Origin of the sequence: Nocardioides iriomotensis (assembly GCF_004168035.1) — a bacterium.
In the GTDB taxonomy this organism is placed as follows: Bacteria; Actinomycetota; Actinomycetes; order Propionibacteriales; family Nocardioidaceae; genus Nocardioides_B; species Nocardioides_B iriomotensis.
In genome coordinates, this window is sequence record NZ_SDPU01000020.1 from 383,965 (window position 1) to 402,087 (window position 18,123).

The 18,123-nt window shown below is 73.5% G+C and carries 21 protein-coding genes; 17 read left to right on the forward strand and 4 right to left on the reverse strand.

What is annotated here, in order from left to right:
• Positions 1–11 precede the first annotated feature (11 nt).
• Together ETU37_RS08475 and ETU37_RS08480 are read left to right on the forward strand one after the other, a co-directional pair.
• The gene (locus ETU37_RS08475; RefSeq protein ID WP_129986790.1) at positions 12–620 is read left to right on the forward strand and encodes a PadR family transcriptional regulator; all 609 of its coding nucleotides are present in this window, start codon (positions 12–14) and stop codon (positions 618–620) included.
• The gene (locus ETU37_RS08480) at positions 617–1,399 is read left to right on the forward strand and encodes an enoyl-CoA hydratase-related protein (RefSeq protein ID WP_129986791.1); all 783 of its coding nucleotides are present in this window, start codon (positions 617–619) and stop codon (positions 1,397–1,399) included. The genes ETU37_RS08475 and ETU37_RS08480 overlap by 4 nt, the downstream gene beginning before the upstream one ends.
• 13 nt (positions 1,400–1,412) lie before the next feature.
• Here ETU37_RS08480 and ETU37_RS08485 read toward each other — a convergent pair whose 3' ends face one another.
• On the reverse strand, positions 1,413–2,960 hold the full coding sequence (locus tag ETU37_RS08485) for a long-chain-fatty-acid--CoA ligase (protein ID WP_206053802.1): 1,548 nt from the start codon (positions 2,958–2,960) through the stop codon (positions 1,413–1,415).
• A 19-nt stretch (positions 2,961–2,979) separates the two neighbouring features.
• Entirely contained in the window at positions 2,980–3,555 is a 576-nt protein-coding gene (locus ETU37_RS08490; protein ID WP_129986792.1) for a nicotinamidase, read from the reverse strand.
• A gap of 121 nt (positions 3,556–3,676) precedes the next feature.
• Here ETU37_RS08490 and ETU37_RS08495 point away from each other — a divergent pair, with 121 nt between their 5' ends.
• Both ETU37_RS08495 and ETU37_RS08500 read left to right on the forward strand, forming a co-directional pair.
• Positions 3,677–6,040 carry a putative bifunctional diguanylate cyclase/phosphodiesterase gene (locus ETU37_RS08495; protein WP_129986793.1) on the forward strand — a complete coding sequence of 788 codons (2,364 nt, stop codon included), beginning with the start codon at positions 3,677–3,679 and terminating at the stop codon, positions 6,038–6,040.
• A 36-nt stretch (positions 6,041–6,076) separates the two neighbouring features.
• Positions 6,077–6,367, forward strand: a complete 291-nt coding sequence (locus ETU37_RS08500) for a hypothetical protein (protein WP_129986794.1) — start codon at positions 6,077–6,079, stop codon at positions 6,365–6,367.
• 49 nt (positions 6,368–6,416) lie between these two features.
• Here the strand turns inward: ETU37_RS08500 and ETU37_RS08505 are convergent, their stop codons facing one another.
• On the reverse strand, positions 6,417–7,193 hold the full coding sequence (locus tag ETU37_RS08505; RefSeq protein ID WP_129986795.1) for an alpha/beta hydrolase: 777 nt from the start codon (positions 7,191–7,193) through the stop codon (positions 6,417–6,419).
• Between the two features lie 4 nt (positions 7,194–7,197).
• Entirely contained in the window at positions 7,198–8,496 is a 1,299-nt protein-coding gene (locus ETU37_RS08510) for a nicotinate phosphoribosyltransferase (protein ID WP_129986796.1), read from the reverse strand.
• A gap of 67 nt (positions 8,497–8,563) precedes the next feature.
• Here ETU37_RS08510 and clpS point away from each other — a divergent pair, with 67 nt between their 5' ends.
• The 13 genes from clpS (at position 8,564) to ETU37_RS08575 (ending at position 18,121) form a co-directional block, all read left to right on the forward strand.
• The gene (clpS, locus tag ETU37_RS08515) at positions 8,564–8,839 is read left to right on the forward strand and encodes an ATP-dependent Clp protease adapter ClpS (protein WP_129986971.1); all 276 of its coding nucleotides are present in this window, start codon (positions 8,564–8,566) and stop codon (positions 8,837–8,839) included.
• Between the two features lie 46 nt (positions 8,840–8,885).
• Positions 8,886–9,470 carry a DUF2017 domain-containing protein gene (locus tag ETU37_RS08520; RefSeq protein ID WP_129986797.1) on the forward strand — a complete coding sequence of 195 codons (585 nt, stop codon included), beginning with the start codon at positions 8,886–8,888 and terminating at the stop codon, positions 9,468–9,470.
• Between the two features lie 121 nt (positions 9,471–9,591).
• Entirely contained in the window at positions 9,592–10,023 is a 432-nt protein-coding gene (locus ETU37_RS08525; RefSeq protein ID WP_129986798.1) for a M67 family metallopeptidase, read from the forward strand.
• Between the two features lie 12 nt (positions 10,024–10,035).
• Positions 10,036–10,320, forward strand: a complete 285-nt coding sequence (locus tag ETU37_RS08530) for a MoaD/ThiS family protein (RefSeq protein ID WP_129986799.1) — start codon at positions 10,036–10,038, stop codon at positions 10,318–10,320.
• Positions 10,321–10,327: 7 nt separating this feature from the next.
• On the forward strand, positions 10,328–11,275 hold the full coding sequence (locus tag ETU37_RS08535) for a PLP-dependent cysteine synthase family protein (RefSeq protein WP_129986800.1): 948 nt from the start codon (positions 10,328–10,330) through the stop codon (positions 11,273–11,275).
• Positions 11,276–11,419: 144 nt separating this feature from the next.
• A complete protein-coding gene (locus ETU37_RS08540; RefSeq protein WP_129986801.1) occupies positions 11,420–12,400 on the forward strand; it encodes a ribose-phosphate diphosphokinase in 981 nt (326 codons plus the stop codon).
• A 79-nt stretch (positions 12,401–12,479) separates the two neighbouring features.
• Positions 12,480–13,163: a lysophospholipid acyltransferase family protein gene (locus ETU37_RS08545; protein WP_240755626.1), complete on the forward strand. Its 684-nt coding sequence runs from the start codon at positions 12,480–12,482 to the stop codon at positions 13,161–13,163.
• Between the two features lie 110 nt (positions 13,164–13,273).
• Entirely contained in the window at positions 13,274–13,801 is a 528-nt protein-coding gene (locus ETU37_RS08550) for a hypothetical protein (RefSeq protein ID WP_129986802.1), read from the forward strand.
• Entirely contained in the window at positions 13,798–15,219 is a 1,422-nt protein-coding gene (locus tag ETU37_RS08555; RefSeq protein WP_129986803.1) for a ferredoxin reductase family protein, read from the forward strand. The genes ETU37_RS08550 and ETU37_RS08555 overlap by 4 nt, the downstream gene beginning before the upstream one ends.
• A gap of 4 nt (positions 15,220–15,223) precedes the next feature.
• Complete coding sequence (locus ETU37_RS08560; RefSeq protein ID WP_240755627.1) at positions 15,224–15,700, forward strand: FMN-binding protein; 477 nt, start codon at positions 15,224–15,226, stop codon at positions 15,698–15,700.
• A complete protein-coding gene (locus tag ETU37_RS08565) occupies positions 15,697–16,503 on the forward strand; it encodes an FAD:protein FMN transferase (protein ID WP_129986804.1) in 807 nt (268 codons plus the stop codon). The genes ETU37_RS08560 and ETU37_RS08565 overlap by 4 nt, the downstream gene beginning before the upstream one ends.
• Before the next feature lie 32 nt (positions 16,504–16,535).
• Complete coding sequence (gene murI, locus ETU37_RS08570) at positions 16,536–17,354, forward strand: glutamate racemase (protein WP_129986805.1); 819 nt, start codon at positions 16,536–16,538, stop codon at positions 17,352–17,354.
• Positions 17,354–18,121, forward strand: a complete 768-nt coding sequence (locus ETU37_RS08575) for an MBL fold metallo-hydrolase (RefSeq protein ID WP_129986806.1) — start codon at positions 17,354–17,356, stop codon at positions 18,119–18,121. The genes murI and ETU37_RS08575 overlap by 1 nt, the downstream gene beginning before the upstream one ends.
• Positions 18,122–18,123: the final 2 nt, after the last annotated feature.

Below are 18,123 nucleotides of genomic sequence, written 5' to 3' on the forward strand. Positions count from 1 at the left end.
CAAGATGCGGCATGCCTTCCGACCCGACGACCACGTCCTACGCCGTGCTCGGCCTGCTGCGGCTCCGCCCGTGGACGACGTACGAGCTGGCCAAGCAGGTGCGCCGCAGCCTCAACTGGTTCTGGCCGCGGGCCGAGCGGAAGCTGTACGACGAGCCCAAGCGGCTCGTCGCCGACGGCCTGGCGACCGCGGAGGAGGGCTTCACCGGCAAGCGGCGGCGCACCACCTACGCCATCACCGACGGCGGCCGGGCCGCCCTCGCGCGCTGGCTCGACGAGCCGCCGGCCGCGCGCAGCCACGAGTCGGAGGGCATGGTCAAGGTGTTCTTCGCCGACGCGGGCGACCTCGACCAGCTCCGCACCACCCTCGGCCGGCTCGAGGCCGAGGCCGCCGAGCGGCTCGCCGCGCTGGCCGAGCTCGCGGCCGAGGCCGAGGGGCCGTTCCCCGAGCGTCGCCACCTCGGGGCGCTGTGCCTCCGGCTCCAGCACGACCAGGAGCGGGCCGTGCTCGACTGGACCCGCTGGGCCCGCACCCAGGTCGACACGTGGCGCTCCACCACCGACCCGGGCCGGTGGGACACCCGGGCCGTCCTGGCCACCATGACGGAGGAGCCGCGATGACCGACGCCACCCCGGGGCTCGACGTGCGCACGGCCGACGGTGTGCTGCGGCTGATCTTCGACCGGCCCGACCGGCTCAACGCCCTGACCGACGCGATGGCCGACCGGCTCGCGGTCGAGCTGGAGCGGGCCGCAGCTCGCGACGACGTGCGGGTGGTGCTGCTCGCCGGCGCCGGCGGTGCGTTCTGCTCGGGCGCCGACATCGGCGGCCCCGACCCGCAGGACCACCTCGACGAGCGCGCGCTCGACCGGGCCAACCGGATGGTCCGCGCGATCACCACGCTCGACCGGCCGGTCGTCGCCGCGGTCCAGGGCGTGGCGGCCGGCGTCGGCTGCTCCCTGGCGCTGGCGAGCGACCTGGTCGTCGCGGCGGAGTCGGCGTCGTTCGTGCTGGCCTTCGCCCGCATCGGGCTGATGCCCGACGGCGGCGCCACGGCGACCGTGGCCGCGTCGGTCGGCCGGGCCCGGGCGATGCGGATGGCGCTGCTCGGCGAGGCGCTGGGCGCGGCCGAGGCCTACGCCGCCGGCCTGGTCAGCCACCTCGTCGCGGACGAGGCGTTCGCGGGCACGGTCGAGGACGTCGTACGCCGGGTGGCGGGTGGTGCCCCGCTCGCCCAGACCGCCACCAAGAAGGCGGTCAACGCCGCCACCCTGCCGATGCTCGAGGACGCGATGACCCGCGAGCGCACCGGTCAGACGATCCTGCTGCGCACCGACGACGCGGCGGAGGGCATGCGGGCGTTCGGCGGGCGCCGCCGTCCGGACTTCCGCGGCCGCTGAGGCCGGGCGACGGCTAGCCGATGGCGCGTTCGGTGCCGGCCCAGTAGGGCTCGCGCAGCACCCGCTTGAGCAGCTTGCCCGACGGGTTGCGCGGCAGCTCGTCGGCGAAGTCGACCGAGCGCGGCCGCTTGAACCCGGCGATCCGGTCCTTGGTCCAGGCGAGCAGCTCGTCCTCGGTGAGCTCCGAGCCGGGCCGCCGCACGACGACCGCCTTGACGGTCTCGCCCCACCGCTCGTCGGGGACGCCGATCACCGCCACGTCGGCGACGTCGGGGTGCTCGGACAGCGCGCTCTCGACCTCGATCGGGTACACGTTCTCCGCGCCGGTCACGATCATGTCCTTGATCCGGTCGGTCAGGAACAGATAGCCCTCGTCGTCGAAGTAGCCGGCGTCGCCGGTGTGCAGCCAGCCGTCGGAGTCGAACGCCTTCTCGGTCTCGTCGGGCCGGTGCCAGTAGCCGGGGGAGTTCTGCACCGAGCGGATCCGGATCTCGCCGACCTCGCCGGGCCCGCAGTCCTTCCCGGTGGCGGGGTCGACGGCCTTCATCTCCACCCAGGGGTAGGGCTTGCCCGCCGAGCGCATCAGGTGCTGCCGCGGGCCGCCCGGGTCGTGGTCGGTCGACGACAGCTCGGTGATCGCCCCGGTCGTCTCGGTCAGGCCGTAGACCTGGAACAGCGGCGCCTTGAACACCTGCAGCGACCGGCTCAGCGCGGCGGAGGTGATCGGGGAGGCGCCGTACGCGATCGAGCGGATGCTGGAGAAGTCGCGGTCGTCCGCCCCGGGTACGGCGCACAGCATCTGCAGCACGGCGGGCACGAGGAACGCGTTGGTGATCCGGCGCTGCTCGATGGTGTCGAGCAGCGCGGCCGGGTCGATCATCGGCACCAGCACGTTGGTGCCGCCCCGGGCCAGGGACACGTTGGCCCAGCCGGACCCGCCGATGTGGAACAGCGGCATCGCGACCAGGGACACCGAGGTCTCGTCGACGTTCCACGCGTCGGCGACGTCGAGCAGCGCGGAGCAGTTGTCGTTGGTGAGCATCACGCCCTTGGGCAGCCCCGTGGTGCCGGACGTGTAGAGCTGCAGGACGACGTCGCCGGGCCGGCTGGTCCGGCCGGGGTCGGCGTCGGACGCCTCGGCGAGCCAGGCCTCGTAGTCCTCGCCGACCCGCACGACGCGGGTCAGGCCCGGCGCCTCCGCCTGGATCGCTGGCAGCGCGGGCTCGAACGGCGCGCCGAGGACGAGCACCGTCGCCCCGGAGTCGGCGACGATCCGGCCCATCTCCTGCGGGGTGAGCCGGAAGTTGAGCGGGGCGATCGCGGCGCCGACCTTGCCCGCGCCGAGCATCAGCTCGAAGAACTCCGGGTTGTTCAGGTCGAGGTGGGCGACTCGCTGCCCCTCGCCGATCCCGGCCGCGGTCAGCGCGTTGGCGACCCGGTTGGCCCGCTCCCACAGCTCGCCGTAGGTGACGGTGCGCGCGGCGCCCACCAGCGCGGGGTGGTCGCGACGGCGCTCGGCCAGCTCGCCGAACATCTCCACCATCGGTCGTGCCTTCGTCACGGTGCCGCCTCTCGGTCGATCAGCTGATGCGCACGCCCGCGTCGGTCATCTCGGCGAGTGCGGCCTTGGTGGACTCGGGCGCGACGCCGGCGCACATCGACTCCAGGAGCGTGGTCTCGAAGCCGTTGCGCACGGCGTCGAGCGCGGTCGCACGCACGCAGTAGTCGGTCGCGATGCCGCACACGTCGAGGTGGGTGATCTCGTGCGAGCGCAGCCAGTCGGCCAGGCCGGTGCCCTCGGCGCAGACGCCCTCGAAGCCGGAGTACGCGGCCGCGTGCTCGCCCTTGAGGAACACCGCGTCGAAGGGCTGCGGGTCGAGGTTGGGGTGGAACGCCTCACCGTCGGTGCCGACGACGCAGTGCGCCGGCCAGCTGTCCACGAAGTCGGGTTCCTTGCTGAAGTGGTCACCCGGGTCGATGTGGTGGTCGCGGGTCGCCACCGCGGCGTCGTACGACGGGGCCTGGGGGAGCTTCTCGGTCCAGTGGTGCAGGAGCTCGCCGATCCGGTGCGCGACCTCGGCGCCGCCCGCGACGGCCAGGCTGCCGCCCTCGCAGAAGTCGTTCTGCACGTCGACCACGACCAGCGCGCGCTTCATGCGCCGACCCTAGCGATACGGGCCACACCCGGAAAGCGGCACCGGTCCGTTCAGGTCCGCGGCGTCCCTGCCGATGGACCCCCCGGCGCCACGGACGGCGCCGGGGGGCGAGGAGGGAACCGTGCACAGCCAGAGCAGTGCGCGCACCAGGGTGCGCGTGGGCGCGCTCGTCGTCGCCGTCCTCGGCAGCGCGGTGTTCACCGCCGCCGTGCCGTTCCGGTCCCGCCTCGACGCCCGCTTCGGCGCGGACGCGATGGACCTCGTCCTCGACTTCGGCGTGTTCAACCTGGTGTACGTCGCCACCGCCGTCTGCGTCCTCGCCGTCCGGCGCGGGATCACCCGCCGCGAGCGCTTCGGCTGGTGGGCGCTGGCCGCGGCGCTCGTCTCGTCGACGGCGGGGAACGCCTGGTACACGCTCGTCCTGGTGCCGGCCGACACGTTCCCGTACCCGTCGCCGGCCGACTACCTCTACCTGGCCTGGTACCCGCTGGGGTACGTCGCGATCTTCTTCCTCCTCACCGCGCGGGTCGGCCGCTTCCCGCTCAGCGTCTGGCTCGACGGGCTCGTCGCGGGTGCCGGCGCCGCGGCGCTGGCCGCCGCGGTGTGGTTCGAGCCGTTGACCGCGCAGTCGCCGGGGACGCCGCTCGTCGAGATCGTCGTCAACATGGCCTACCCGGTCTTCGACCTGCTGCTGGTCTGCCTGCTCCTCGGCGTGGCCTACATCGTGCGCACGGCCGCGCAGGCGTGGCTGCTCGTCCTGGGTCTCGGGTTCGCCGTCACCGGGGTCGCCGACGTCATCTCCGCGATCCAGATCGTCGACGGGACGTACATCGAGGGTGGCTGGATCGACACCGGCTGGCTGTGGGCGGTGGCGCTGCTCGCCGCCGCCTGCCTGCCCCGGCGGAAGGTGGAGTCGGTCGACGCGCTCGCCCTCGTCACGCAGCGGACCGGGGGTTCGCTGCGGGTGATGGCGGTGCCGCTGGCGAGCGCCGCGGGCAGCCTCGCGCTGCTGCAGCTCGGCCAGGGCGACCGGTTCCCGCCCGTCTCCGGGGTGTTCGCCGCGGCCTGCATCCTCGGCGCGGGAATCCGCGCGGCGCTGACCTTCCGGGACCTCGCCCGTCTCGCCGACGTGCACCGCGAGGCCCGCACCGACGACCTCACTCGTCTGGCCAACCGACGGGAGCTGTACGAGGCCGCCGAGCGCGCGCTCAACGCCGCCGGCAGGAAGAACACGCCGACGTCGCTGCTGCTGATCGACCTCGACGGGTTCAAGGAGGTCAACGACAGCCTCGGGCACGCCATGGGCGACGAGCTCCTCGTCGCCTTCGCCCGCCGGACGGAAGCGGCGCTGCGGCCCGGCGACCTGCTCGCCCGCCTCGGCGGCGACGAGTTCGCGATCCTGGCCTCCGGGTCGGACACGCGAGCGGCGATCGAGCTCGGGTGGCGACTCGTCGCCTCCACGCGCGAGCCCTACGAGGTCAGCGACGTGCGGCTCTCCGTCGACGTGTCCGTCGGGGTCGCGACCCTGGCCCCGCACGGCGGAAGCCGCGGCGACCTGCTGCGGCAGGCCGACGTCGCGATGTACCAGGCCAAGGGGTCGCCGCAGCGGGTCTCGGCCTTCGACACCACCGCCGGCATCGACGACGACGCCGGCGGTGAACGGCTGGCGCTGCTCACCCGGCTGCGAGAGGGCCTGGCCGGGGACGCCGGCCACCGCTCCGCCGCCGGTCACGTCGAGCTGCACCTGCAGCCGAAGGTCGCCCTGGTCGACGGCCGGCTCGACGGGGTCGAGGCGCTGGCGCGGTGGCGCGACCAGGACGGTCGGCTGCTGCCGCCGGCGGAGTTCCTGCCGCTCGTGCAGCGCGGCGGCCTGCTCCCGGCGCTCGCCGCCGAGGTGCTGGGCGGTGCGGTCCGGATCGCCCGCGAGCTGCGGTCGCACGACATCCAGGTGCCGGTGGCGGTCAACCTGTCCGCCGTCGACATCCACGACCAGGCGCTGCCTGGCCGGGTCGCCACGCTGCTCGCCCGCGAGCAGGTCGCCCCGTCCGCGCTCGTCGTGGAGCTGACCGAGGACAGCCTCGTCACCGACCCCGACGCCGCCGCCGGCGTGCTCTCCGCGCTGCGCGAGCTCGGCGTCCGGGTGTCCCTGGACGACTTCGGCACCGGCTACTCGTCGCTGGCCTACCTGCGCCGGCTGCCGGTGGACGAGGTCAAGCTCGACCGTTCGTTCACGATCGGCGTCGGTGTCGACGACGACGCGGACTCCGTCATCCAGCACACCGTCGGCCTCGTGCACGCACTCGGCCTGCACCTCGTGGCCGAGGGTGTCGAGGACGAGGAGACCGCACACCGGCTGCGCGAGCTCGGCTGCGACACCGGCCAGGGCTTCCTGTGGGCCGCGCCCGTCCCGCTCGAGGAGTTCCTGGCCAGCCCGCTGGCGAACGGCGCGCCGGGCCGGCCGACCGCCGTACGCCTGATCGGCTGACCACCGCTCGGGGGCGACTGCTGGGAGACTCGCCGCATGAGCGTCTCCGAGCCCGAGGTCAGCGCCCTGGCGATCAACGTGACCGTCCCCGAGGAGCTGCGCTGGACCGACGTGCGCCGCGGCGAGGAGTTCACCCTCACGACGCTGAACGTGCGGCTGCTGCCCGACGGCCGGCTGGCGGCGAAGGCGTACGGCCGGCCGACGGCGGGAGGCCGCGGCGCCTACGTGTCCTTCCCGGTGCCCGACCGCCCGGAGCTGCGGGCGATGGTCGCCGCGGCCGCCGACCGGGCCGCCGTGCTCTGGGGTGGGCACCAGGGGCTGGACTGATGGGTCAGGTCAGGCCGCGAGGACCAGCAGGACCACGCGGGCCAGGCGGTCAGCCGGCGCGGTCCGGCAGCGGGAGCCAGGCGAGCACCCGCTGGATGTCGGTGTCCCAGAACCCCCACTCGTGCTCGCCGGGCCGGAAGTCCACGACCGGGTCGAGGCCGCGGCTGCGCAGCGCCTCGACGAAGCGGACGTTGTAGTCGTGCAGGAAGTCCTCGGTGCCGCAGGAGAGGTAGAGGTCCGGCAGCGCCTCCGGTTCGGCCTTGTCCAGCAGCGCGTAGAGGTCCTCGCCCGGACCCGGCTCGCCGCCGTAGACCCGGTCGACGAGCTCGTCGCGCCGCTCGGGGTCCTGGCTGAGCCCGACGACGTCGACCGCCCCGGACAGGCTCGCTGCCGCGGCGAAACGCTCGGGCTGGTGGAACGCCCACTTCAGCGCGCCGTACCCGCCCATCGAGAGGCCGGCCACGAAGGTCTCCTCGCGCCGCTCGCCGACCCTAAAGAACCGGTGCACCACCGAGGGGAGCTCCTCGGACAGGTAGGTCCAGAACCGGTGCCCGTAGGCCTCGTCGGCGTAGAAGCTGCGCGCGACCGCCGGCATCACGACCGCGACCCCGGCGGCCGTCGCGTAGCGCTCGATCGACGTGTAGCGCAGCCACGCGGTGTGGTCGTCGGAGCGGCCGTGCAGCAGGTAGAGCAGCGGCGGGGGAGCGTCCGCGTCGGCGCCCGGGTCGACCCCGACCTGGCCGACCGTGGGCTGCGGCAGCACGACCGTGATCGTCGTCCCGAACTCGAGGGCCTCGGAGAAGAAGTCGCAGGTGAGCAGCGCCATGTCCTCAGCCTGTCAGGTCGCCGACATGGGTCGTCGGGATGACCGGCTCGCCCCGGGAGAGCTGGCGTGCGGGCAGCGGCAGCTCGGCGAGCGCGGCATGGTGCCGCTCACGCGCCTGCTCGAGGCTCTCGCGGCCGACCACCGCGCCGTCGCGGACCAGCGGCACGAGCAGCGACCGGTCGTCGCCGTCGTCCACCGGCGGGGTGCCGATGCCGACGACCTCGGCCTCGGCGACGCCGCGGGTGGTACGGCGACGGAGGGCGTACTTGCGGCCGCCCACGCTGATCTTGTCCTTGCTCTTCTTGGCGACGTCGACCATCGCGCCGTCGGCGCCCTCGCGGGCGACGAGCTTGTAGACGAAGCCGCAGGTGGGGTGGCCGCTGCCGGTGACGAGCGAGGTGCCGACGCCGTACCCGTCGACCGGGGCGGAGGACAGTCCGGCGATGGCGTACTCGTCGAGGTCGGAGGTGACGATGATCTTGGTGTCCTCCGCGCCGAGACCGTTGAGCTGTGCGCGCACCTCGTGGGCGAGCACGCCGAGGTCGCCGCTGTCGAGCCGGACCGCGCCGAGCCCGGTCCCCGCGACCTCGATCGCCGTCTGCACCGCCTCGCGCACGTCGTAGGTGTCGACCAGCAGGGTCGTGCCGGCGCCCAGCGCGTCGACCTGGGCGGTGAACGCGTCACGCTCGGTGTCGTGCAGCAGCGTGAACGAGTGCGCGCTGGTGCCGACCGACGGGATGCCGTAGCGGTGCCGGGCCGCGAGGTTGGAGGTCGACGCGAAGCCCGCGACGTACGCCGCCCGCGCCGCCGCGACCGCGGCCATCTCGTGGGTCCGGCGCGACCCCATCTCGATGCATGGCCGGCCGGCGGCGGCCACGACCATGCGTGAGGCGGCCGACGCGATCGCCGAGTCGTGGTTGAGGATCGAGAGCAGCAGGGTCTCGAGGACGACGGCGCCGGCGAACGTGGACTCGACGACCATGATCGGCGAGTACGGGAAGTACACCTCGCCCTCGGCGTAGCCCCACATGTCGCCCTCGAAGCGGTAGTCCGCCAGCCAGGCCAGGGTCTGCTCGTCGACGACGTGTCCGTCGCGCAGCACGGCCAGCGACTCGTCGTCGAACCGGAACTCCTCGATCGCGTCGAGCGCGCGGCCGACGCCGGCCACCACGCCGTACCGGCGGCCGCCGGGCAGCGAGCGCGGGAACAGCTCGAACACCGCCCGGCGTTCCGCGGTGCCGTGCTCGAGGGCGGCCTGCAGCATCGTCAGCTCGTAGTGGTCGGTGAGCAGCGCAGTCGTCACCCGTGCAGCGTAGGGGTGCCCGGTCGCGCGCCGTCCCGGCTCCTAGGATGGTCGGGTGTCCACGCCCATGCCCGTCGAGACGGAGGAGCCGGAGCAGGCCGTCAGGGTGGACCGTCCCTGGTCGACGGTCGTGTGGAACGACCCGGTCAACCTGATGAGCTACGTCACCTACGTGTTCCAGACCTACTTCGGCTACCCCAAGAAGAAGGCCGAGAAGCTCATGCTCGAGGTGCACGAGGACGGCAAGTCCACGGTGTCGCACGGCTCCCGCGAGGAGATGGAGCGCGACGTGCAGGCCATGCACGAGTACGGCCTCTGGGCGACGATGGAGAAGGCCGAGTGAGCGCGCGCCGGGTGGTCGAGCCTGTCGAGACCACGAAGGGCGCGCGATGACCCCGGGCTTCGAGCGACGCCGCGGGGGCGGCGCGGTCGCGACGTTCACCGGCTTCGAGGCCGACCTGCTGCGGTCGCTGGCCTCGCAGCTCGTCGAGCTGCTGCGCAACGAGGTGGCCGCGCCGGCCGACTCCGGCGACCCGCTCGAGCAGCTCCTCGACTTCAGCGGGCCGACCACCGAGCCCGACGACCCGGTGCTGGCGCGGCTGTTCCCGACGGCGTACCCGGACGACGAGGAGGCGGCGGGGGAGTTCCGCCGGTTCACCGAGGGCGCGCTGCGCGACACCAAGGCGCGGTCCGCCGTGCAGATCATCGACACCCTCGAGGAGGCCGGCCTCCCGGAGGAGCTCACCGAGGACGGCCTGGTCATCGACGTCGAGCTCGACCCGGCCGAGGCCGGCACCTGGATGCGGTCGTTCACCGACGTGCGACTCGCGCTGGCCACCCGGCTCGGCGTCGAGGAGGGCGACGAGGACTACTGGCTCGCGCTGCCCGACGACGACCCGCGCACCCACGTGCACGACATCTACGAGTGGGTCGGCTACCTGCAGGAGACGCTGGTCCAGTCGCTGATGCGCTGACGTTCCGAGTGGTCGAGCCCTTCGACATGCTCAGGAACCGCCCGGTCGAGACCACGTCTCGGCATCCGGACGAGGCTCCGCAGCGGCGGAGCGGTCACCGGCCGCCGAATACCCTCGGTACGTGCTGCGCATCGACCAGGAGATCCACGACGCGATCGTCGCGCACGCCAAGAAGGACCATCCCGACGAAGCGTGCGGCGTCGTCGCCGGCCCCGAGGGCTCCGACACCCCGACCCGGTTCGTGCCGATGGTGAACGCCGCCTCGTCGCCGACGTTCTACGAGTTCGACTCGCACGACCTGCTCGCGCTCTACAAGGACATGGACGTGCGCGACGAGGAGCCGGTGGTGGTCTACCACTCGCACACCGCCACCGAGGCGTACCCGTCGCGCACCGACATCGGCCTCGCGATGGAGCCCCAGGCCCACTACGTGCTGGTCAGCACACGCGAGCACGGGAATAACGAGGGCCCGGTGGAGTTCAGGTCCTACAGAATCGTCGACGGCGAAGTGACCGAGGAAGAGGTCGTCGTCGCCGCCCCCGAGAAGAGCTGAGGAGACAGCCCCATGGCCGTCGAGGTCCGCATCCCCACGATCCTGCGCACGTACACCGGTGGTGAGAAGGCCGTCTCCGGCGCCGGCGCGACGCTCTCGGAGCTGATCGACGACCTGGAGACGAACCACCCCGGCATCAAGGACCGGCTCGTCGAGGACAAGGACGGTCAGGACGACCTGCGCCGCTTCGTGAACGTCTACGTCAACGACGAGGACGTCCGCTTCACCGGGGGCCTGGACACGTCGGTGGACGACGGCGACCAGGTGGTCGTGCTGCCTGCCGTTGCAGGGGGCTGATCCCACGGTGCGCTTCGACTCGCTGCTGGCCTCGGTCGGGGGTACGCCGCTCGTCGGCCTGCCTCGGCTGAGCCCGACGCCCGACGTACGCCTGTGGGCGAAGCTCGAGGACCAGAACCCCACCGGCTCCATCAAGGACCGTGCCGCGCTGAAGATGGTCGAGGAGGCCGAGAAGGACGGCCTGCTCCGCCCCGGCTGCACGATCCTCGAGCCGACCTCCGGCAACACCGGCATCTCGCTGGCGATGGCCGCGAAGCTCAAGGGCTACCGGCTCGTGTGCGTGATGCCGGAGAACACCTCCGAGGAGCGCCGCCAGCTGCTGCGCATGTGGGGTGCCGAGATCGTGTCCTCGCCGGCCGCCGGCGGCAGCAACGAGGCGGTCCGCGTCGCCAAGCGGATCGCCGAGGAGCACCCCGACTGGGTGATGCTCTACCAGTACGGCAACCCCGCCAACGCGCTCGCGCACTACGAGGGCACCGCGCCCGAGATCCTCGCCGACCTGCCGACCGTCACGCACTTCGTCGCCGGCCTCGGCACCACCGGCACGCTGATGGGCGCCGGCCGCTACTTCCGCGAGCACAAGCCGGAGGTCAGGGTCGTCGCCGCCGAGCCCCGCTACGGCGAGCTCGTCTACGGCCTGCGCAACCTCGACGAGGGCTTCGTGCCCGAGCTGTACGACGAGACGCTCATCGACGCCCGCTTCTCCGTCGGCCCGCGCGACGCCGTACGACGGGTGCGCGAGCTGCTCGAGCTCGAGGGCCTGTTCGCCGGCATCTCCACCGGCGCGATCCTGCACGCCGCGCTCGGCCAGGCCGCCAAGTCGGTCAAGGCGGGCGAGCGCGCCGACATCGTGTTCGTCGTCTGCGACGGCGGCTGGAAGTACCTCTCCACCGGCGCCTACGAAGGCACCATCGACGAGGCCGAGGACAAGCTCGAAGGCCAACTTTGGGCGTAGCCCGGCCCTCCACCCGATCCCGGTGAACGGGTTGGGACGAGTCATGGTCACGCCGGCGTACGGCGGGTTATCGTGGCGCCGCCCAGAGGACCTGTTGCCCAGCGGCCCCGTCGCCCACACGACCCATCCGGGGGAGCGCCCAACGTGCGAGAGATCGTCGTCTTCAGCGGTTCGGCCCACCGTCCCCTCGCCTCGGCGATCTGCGACTCCCTCGGGGTGCAGCTGTCCGCGGTCGAGATCAAGCGGTTCAGCAACGACTGCCTGCAGGCCCAGCTCCAGGCCAACTGCCGCCAGCGCGACGTCTACATCGTCCAGCCGCTGGTGCCGCCGACCCAGGAGCACCTCATGGAGCTGCTGCTCATGGTCGACGCGGCCCGGGGCGCGAGCGCCGCGCAGATCACCGCGGTGATCCCGCACTACGCCTACGCCCGCTCCGACAAGAAGGACGCCTCGCGGATCAGCCTCGGCGGCCGGCTCGTCGCCGACATGCTCGCCACGGCCGGCGTCTCCCGGGTGCTGACGATGACGCTGCACGCGCCGCAGGTGCACGGCTTCTTCAGCGTCCCGGTCGACCACCTCACGGCGCTCGGCGTGCTCGCGGACCACTTCGCGGGCCAGGACCTCAGCGACACCGTCGTGGTCTCGCCCGACCTCGGCAACGCCAAGACCGCGACCCAGTTCGCCCGGCTGCTCGGCGTCCCGGTCGCGGCCGGCAGCAAGCGCCGGCTGGCCGACGACCGCGTGGTCATCGACGACATCGTCGGCGACGTCGCGGGCAAGCGGGCGCTCGTCCTCGACGACGAGATCGCCACCGGCGGGTCGATCGTCGAGCTGCTCGACAAGCTCCAGGAGATCGGCTGCACCGGCGCGTCCGTCGCCTGCACGCACGGGCTGTTCGTCGGCAAGGCGGTCGACCGGCTGCGCGACCACCCCTTCATCGAGGAGGTCGTCACCACCGACACGGTCCCGCCGGCCGACTGGCCCGAGCTCAAGGTGCGCTCGGTGGCCGACCTGTTCGCCGAGGCGATCAGCCGGGTGCACGCGGGCGAGTCGATCAGCAGCATGTTCGACGGCGTCGACCCGACGCTCGGCCCGCCGCAGCCGCAGCTGCCGTTCCCGGCCTGAGCCGGGTCCTCGGGCGGCGCTACGCGTCCGTAGCGCGGGCCGTTCGTCCTCGCCCGCCCCGACCTGGCAGGCTGAACCCATGGCGGACGGCATGCTCTACCCGGTGATGCACGCGGTGGTCCCGCCGCTGGCCAAGGTGATCTGGCGACCCACCGTCGAGGGCCTCTACAACCTCCCCGACACCGGGCCGGTCATCGTCGCCAGCAACCACCTGTCGTTCGCCGACTCCCTCGTCATCCCGATCGTCACCACGCGCAAGGTGACGTTCCTGGCCAAGGCGCAGTACTTCAACGGCACCGGCTTCAAGGGCGCCGTGTCCAAGGGCTTCTTCGGCGGGCTCGGGATGATCCCGGTCGACCGCGAGGACTCCAGGGCCGCGCTGGCCTCGCTCGACATCGCGCTCGACATCCTGGCCAAGGGCGGCGCCTTCGGCATCTACCCCGAGGGCACGCGCTCCCGCGACGGCCGGCTCTACCGCGGTCGCACCGGCGTCGCCCACCTCGCGCTCACCTCCGGCGCCCCCGTCGTACCCGTGGGTCTCGCCGGCACCCAGCACATCCAGCCGGTCGGCTCGACGCTTCCGCGGCTGGCCAAGGTGACCGTGAAGTTCGGCGAGCCGCTGCAGTTCCAGCAGCAGTACGACGGCGTCCCGGTCGGCCGGGCCCGCCGCGAGGTCACCGACCAGGTCATGAACGCGATCCAGAGGCTGTCGGGACAGCAGTTCGCCGGGGTCTACAACGACCACGCCGGCGACGCCGTCTGAGGAGCTCTGCGTCTCACAGGTCACGCACAGGCCGGCCAGGGCGTCTCTTCAAGCCGGGCCCGCATCGTGAAGGTCAACAGTTCCACGACCCTCACGCACGGAGACGCATCATGGCCGACGACAAGAACAGCCCCGAGCACAGCGGTTCCCGCTGGGAGCCCGGCGCCGACGACGAGACCCGGCGGATCGCGGACGACCGCCCCGCCGACGAGCCGGCCCCCCAGACGGCCGAACAGCCCGTCGCCCCTCCCGACACCCCGGCGTACGCCGCCCCCGCCGCACCCGCGCCGGAGAAGAAGCGGCTGCGCGCCCGGTCGGTCGGCTTCCCCGCCGCCGCGGCGATCGCCGCTGGCCTCGTCGTCGTGAGCGGCGTCGGCGGCTACGCCCTCGGCGCGACCACCTCCGGCAACGACCTCGACCGGGTGTCGTTCCAGCGCGGCGGCTTCCCGCAGGGCGGGCCGGGCGGTTGGGGCGACCGGGACGACGACGGCGGGGACGGTGACGGCCACGGCGTCTTCCCCGGCCCGCCGCCCGGCACCGACGACCAGATGCCCGGGTTCCCCGATGAGGACGGCGACGGCTCCGGCGGTCTCGACGGCTCCGACGGCGGGACCCAGGACTCGGGCACCACGACATGACCAGCGTCGCCCCCACGTTCGTCCCCGCCGCCGTGCGAACCGACACCCCCGTGCCGGCGGTCGGGACCCTGGCCCGCCGCGACGCCCGGACCCGGCTGCTCGCCGGGCTGGGCCTCTGGGCCGGCCTGCTCGTGGTCACCTACTGGTGGGTGGCCGGCGGCGGGGTCCAGGACCTCGCCGGCTGGGCCTCGGGCCTCACCTCGGCCGGCCGGCTCACGGGTCTGCTCTCCGCCGACCTGCTGCTCGTGCAGGTCCTGCTGATGGCCCGCGTGCCGGTGCTGGAGCGGGCCTTCGGCCAGGACCGGCTGGCCCGGACCCACCGCCTCGTCGGCTTCACGTCGTTCACGCTGATGGCGCTGCACATCGCCCTCATCACGTGGGGGTACGCCGCCGGCAAGATCCTCGCCACCCCCGGCACGCTGTGGCAGCTGGTGCGCGACTACCCCGGGATGATGCTCGCCGCCGGCGGCACCGCCGCCCTCGTCATGGTCGTCGTGACCAGCATCAAGGCGGCGCGGTCCCGGCTGCGCTACGAGTCGTGGCACCTGCTGCACCTCTACGCCTACCTCGGCGTCGGCCTCGCGCTGCCGCACCAGCTGTGGACCGGCCAGGAGCTGCTCACCTCGGCGGCCGCCACCGCCTACTGGTGGACGCTGTGGGGCGCCGCCGCGGCCGCCGTCCTCGTGTTCCGGCTCGGCCTGCCCGCCTGGCGCACCCTGCGCCACGACCTGCGGGTCGCCTCGGTCGTGCCCGAGGCGGCCGGCGTCGCCTCGGTCTACGTGACCGGCCGCGACCTGCACCGGCTGCCGGTGGTGTCGGGCCAGTTCCTGACCTGGCGGTTCCTCACCGGCGCGGGCTGGACCCGGGCCCATCCCTACTCGGTGTCCGCGGCCCCGGACGGGCGCAGCCTGCGCATCACCGTCAAGGACCTCGGCGACGGCAGCGCCGACGTGCCGCGCATCCCGACCGGCACCCGCGTCGTCGTCGAGGGGCCCTACGGCCGGCTCAGCGCGCGGGCCCGGGTGCGCGACGGCGGCGTCGTCCTCGTCGCCGCGGGCGTCGGGATCACCCCGCTGCGCGCCCTGCTCGAGGACGTCGACGTCGCACCCGGCCGCGCGATCCTGCTCTACCGGTACACCGGCACCCCGCTGTTCGCCGAGGAGATCCGGACCCTGGCCGCCGAGCGCGGCATCGACGTCCGCTGGCTGCCCGGCCCGCGCGGCGCCGACGGCGGGTGGCTGCCGGCCTCCGCCGACGGCTACGACCCGGTCGCGGTGCTGCGGCACTGGGTGCCGGACGTGCCCGACTGCGACATCTACGTCTGCGGACCCGACGCCTGGGCCGCCGACGTCCGCCGTACCGCCCTGGCGGCCGGGACCCCCGCCGACCAGATCCACGTCGAGTCCTTCGGATGGTGACACCGTGAACCCGCTCCAGCGCATCGTGGTCGCCGGTGCGAGCACCGCCACCGCCCTCGTGCTGCTCTTCGGCTACCACACCTCGACGATGGGCGCGCTCGTCACCGCGGCCGAGAGCCCGAGCGCCTCGACCACGACGAGCGGCGCGACCGCGGCCCCCGCCGCGGGTGCCGCGGGTGCCGCGGGTGGGACCGACCCCAGCGCCACGCGCACCGTCACCGGTCCGACCGTGCAGACCCAGTGGGGGCCGGTGCAGGTGCAGCTGACCCTGAAGGGCGGCACGATCACCGACGTGTCCGTGCTGCAGAAGCCCTCGGGCAACCCGCAGGACGACGCGATCAACAGCTACGCGCTGCCGATCCTGGTGCGGGAGACCCTCGGCCGGCAGAGCGCCCAGATCGACATGGTGTCCGGCGCGACGGTCACCAGCGTCGGCTACCTGCAGTCCCTCCAGTCGGCCCTGGACCAGGCGGGCGTGTGAACGAGAACCGGTACGTCGAGCAGGTCATGGGCCTGCCGGTCACGCTCGTCCTCCGCGGCCGGCACGCCGGCACCGACGCCGGCGCGGCCGCCTGGTCCGAGGTGCTCGCCTGCCTGCGGTACGTCGACACGACGTTCAGCACCTACCGGCCCGGGTCCGCGGTCAGCCGGATCGACCGGGGCGAGCTCACCGTCGACGACGCGCCCGCCGTCGTGCGGGAGGTGGTGGAGCTCGCCGAGCGTGCCCACGAGCTCACCGACGGGTGGTTCTCGGTCTGGCTGCCCGACGCCGACCGGCCGGGCCGCCGCCGGTTCGACCCGTCCGGCCTGGTCAAGGGCTGGGCGGTCGAGCGCGCCGCCACCGCGCTCGACCGGCTCGACGGGACCGACTGGTGCCTCGCGGCCGGCGGCGACCTCGTCGCGCGCACCGGCCGCACCCACGACGGCCGGGTGCCCTGGCGGGTCGGCGTCGAGGACCCCGCGGACCCCCGCCGTACCCTCGCCGTCGTGCCGCTCCTCGACGGCGGCTGCGCCACCTCCGGCGACGCCCACCGCGGCGCCCACGTGCTCGACCCCTGGACCGGCCGCCCGGCCCGCGCAGGAGGGTCGGTGACCGTGGTCGCCCCGACCCTGCTGTGGGCCGACGTCTGGGCGACCGCCGGCTACGCCCGCGGCGACGCGGCCGCCGACTGGCTGGCCGCCACCTGCCCCTACACGACCCTGGTCGTCGGGCCGGGCGGCGACGTGCGGATGACGGACGCGCGTGACCGGGATCGCACCGTGACGTCCGTCGCTCACGCCTGATTCCGGTCCCTGCCTGGCACTAGCCTGGGCGAATGGCAGACGCACCCGTCGGGATCTTCGACTCGGGCTTCGGTGGACTCACCGTGGCCCGCGCCGTGCTCGACCAGCTGCCGCACGAGCCGGTGCTGTACCTCGGCGACACCGCGCGCCAGCCCTACGGCCCCAAGTCGATCGGCGAGGTGCGCGAGTACGCCCTCGAGTGCCTCGACCACCTGGTCGACCAGGGCGTCAAGGCGCTGGTCATCGCCTGCAACTCCGCGAGCGCGGCGGTGCTGCGCGACGCGCGCGAGCGCTACCCGGTGCCGGTCGTCGAGGTGATCCACCCCGCGACGCGGCGGGCGGTCGCCGCGAGCCGCACCGGTCGCATCGGCGTGATCTGCACCCGTGCGACCGCCGAGTCGATGGCCTACGACGACGCGTTCACCGCCGCCCCGCACGTCGCGCTGTTCACCCGCGCGTGCCCCCGCTTCGTGGAGTTCGTCGAGGCCGGCGTCACCAGCGGCCCCGAGCTGCTCGAGGTGGCCCACGAGTACCTCGACCCGCTGACCACCGAGGGCATCGACACCCTCGTGCTCGGCTGCACCCACTACCCCCTGCTCACCGGCGTCGTCTCCTACGTCATGGGCGACCAGGTCACGCTGGTCTCCAGCGCGGAGGAGACCGCCAAGGACGTCTACAAGCTGCTCGTGCAGCGCGGCCTCGAGCGCGACCCGTCGCTGCCGGCGCCGCAGCACCGGTTCCTCACCACCGGCCAGCCGGAGGAGTTCGCCGGCATCGGCCGCCGCTTCCTCGGCCCGGAGCTCGACTCGGTGCACCAGCTCGCGCAGGCCACGTCGTGGGTGGTGGTCTGATGCGCCTGACCGTGATCGGCTGCTCCGGCTCGTTCGCCGGCCCCGACTCGCCGGCCTCCTGCTACCTGGTCGAGGCCGCCGACCCCGACGACCCGAGCCGCACCTGGCGCGTCCTGCTGGACCTGGGCAGCGGCGCGCTCGGCACGCTGCAGCGGTTCGTGTCGCCGCTCGACGTCGACGCGGTGCTGTTCAGCCACCTGCACCCCGACCACTACTTCGACCTCAGCGGCCTGTACGTCGTGTGGAAGTACCACCCCGGCGGGCCGCGTCCCCGCATCCCGGTCCACGGCCCCGCCGGCGTCGCCGCCCAGGCGGCCCGCTCCTATGGCCTGGCCAAGGACCCCGGCATGGCGGGGGAGTTCGAGTTCCACGAGTACGCCGACGGTCCCCTCACGATCGGCCCGTTCACGATCCGGCCGGTCCGGGTCGTGCACCCGGTCCCGGCCTACGCCTTCCGCGTCGAGGCCGACGGTGCCGTGCTCACCTACTCCGGCGACACCGGCCCCTGCGACGCGCTCGTCGAGGCCGCCAAGGGCGCCGACCTGCTGCTGTGCGAGGCGGCGTTCCAGTCCGGCGCCGACAACCCCACCGACCTGCACCTGACCGGCGCCGACGCCGCCGCTGCCGCGACGGCCGCCGGCGCCGGCCGGCTCGTGCTCACGCACATCCCGCCGTGGCACGACCGGCAGGTGGCGCTGGGCGAGGCCCGCGCCGGCTTCGACGGCCCCGTCGAGCTCGCCGCCACCGGCGCGACGTACGACCTCTGACG